This is a genomic window from Bradyrhizobium sp. AS23.2 (assembly GCF_001908185.1).
Lineage (GTDB): Bacteria > Pseudomonadota > Alphaproteobacteria > Rhizobiales > Xanthobacteraceae > Bradyrhizobium.
This window is the reverse complement of sequence record NZ_LGHM01000319.1, coordinates 1-1,157: the sequence shown is the minus strand read 5'-3', so window position 1 is coordinate 1,157 and position 1,157 is coordinate 1. Positions and strand designations below refer to the sequence as shown.

The window sequence follows — 1,157 nt, the reverse complement described above, 5'->3', positions numbered from 1 at the left end:
AAGGAAGAGAACCCCGTCAACCTCGACCCCCGCATGGCCAAGCTCGCCGGCGGCGTCCACCGCCTCGACGGCCAGCTCATGGTCGTCCTCGACGTCGATCGCGTCCTCGAGCTTGCGCCCGAGATGATGGCGGCCTGATACGGCGGCACTGCCGCCGACGGACTTGCAATTGGAGGTGCCCCCGTCAAGGGGGCAGGAAGCAGAGGTTCACATGCGAACTTGTCTCGTCGTTGACGATTCCAGCGTCATCCGCAAGGTTGCGCGCCGGATCCTGGAAGGCCTCGACTTCCAGATTCTCGAAGCCGAGGACGGTGAGAAGGCGCTGGAAGCCTGCAAGCGCGGACTTCCCGACGCAGTGCTGCTCGACTGGAACATGCCGGTCATGGACGGCTACGAGTTCCTCGGCCATCTGCGCCGCATGCCCGGCGGCGACCAGCCGAAGGTGGTGTTCTGCACCACCGAGAACGATGTCGCGCATATCGCGCGCGCGCTGCACGCCGGCGCCAACGAGTACATCATGAAGCCCTTCGACAAGGACATCGTGACTGCGAAGTTCCAGGAAGTCGGCCTGATCTGAGCCGGCACCCGGAGGCTGAACGGATCCTTCGGCGTTTGTCTTCAACTGAACCGTTCTAGTCTTGAGTTGGTGAGTGATGAGTGTTGCGTTCGTAGGGAAGTCGGCCACGAGCCCGCCGCGCGAAGCCGGGCCGCTGCGGGTGATGGTGGTCGACGACTCCGTTGTCATCCGCGGCCTGATCTCGCGCTGGATCAGCGCCGAGCACGACATGGAGGTCGCGGCTTCGCTGCGCACAGGGCTCGAGGCGGTCAACCAGCTCGAACGCATCAACCCCGACGTTGCCGTGCTCGACATCGAAATGCCGGAGCTTGACGGCATCTCGGCGCTGCCGCAATTGCTGGCAAAGAAGCGCGACCTCGTCATCATCATGGCCTCGACACTGACTCGCCGCAACGCGGAGATCAGCTTCAAGGCGCTGTCGCTCGGCGCGGCCGACTACATCCCGAAGCCCGAATCGACACGCGAGACGTCCGCGGCCGACATCTTCCATCACGACCTGATCCAGAAGATCCGTCACCTCGGTGCACGGCTGCGCCGGAAGCCCGCGGTTGCGAGCCCGTCGCTGGCGCCCGCGAGCCCC

2 protein-coding genes and 1 pseudogene are annotated in these 1,157 nt (G+C 64.7%); all 3 read left to right on the top strand.

The features are described 5' to 3' along the window. Positions 1 to 138, top strand: a pseudogene (locus AC630_RS47655) (chemotaxis protein CheW); the annotation flags it as partial. 73 nt (positions 139 to 211) lie between these two features. After that, positions 212 to 577, top strand: a complete 366-nt coding sequence (locus AC630_RS41790) for a response regulator (protein WP_007600538.1) — start codon at positions 212 to 214, stop codon at positions 575 to 577. Positions 578 to 653: 76 nt separating this feature from the next. After that, a partial coding sequence (locus AC630_RS41785; RefSeq protein WP_143198758.1) for a response regulator occupies positions 654 to 1,157 on the top strand: 504 nt, incomplete at its 3' end.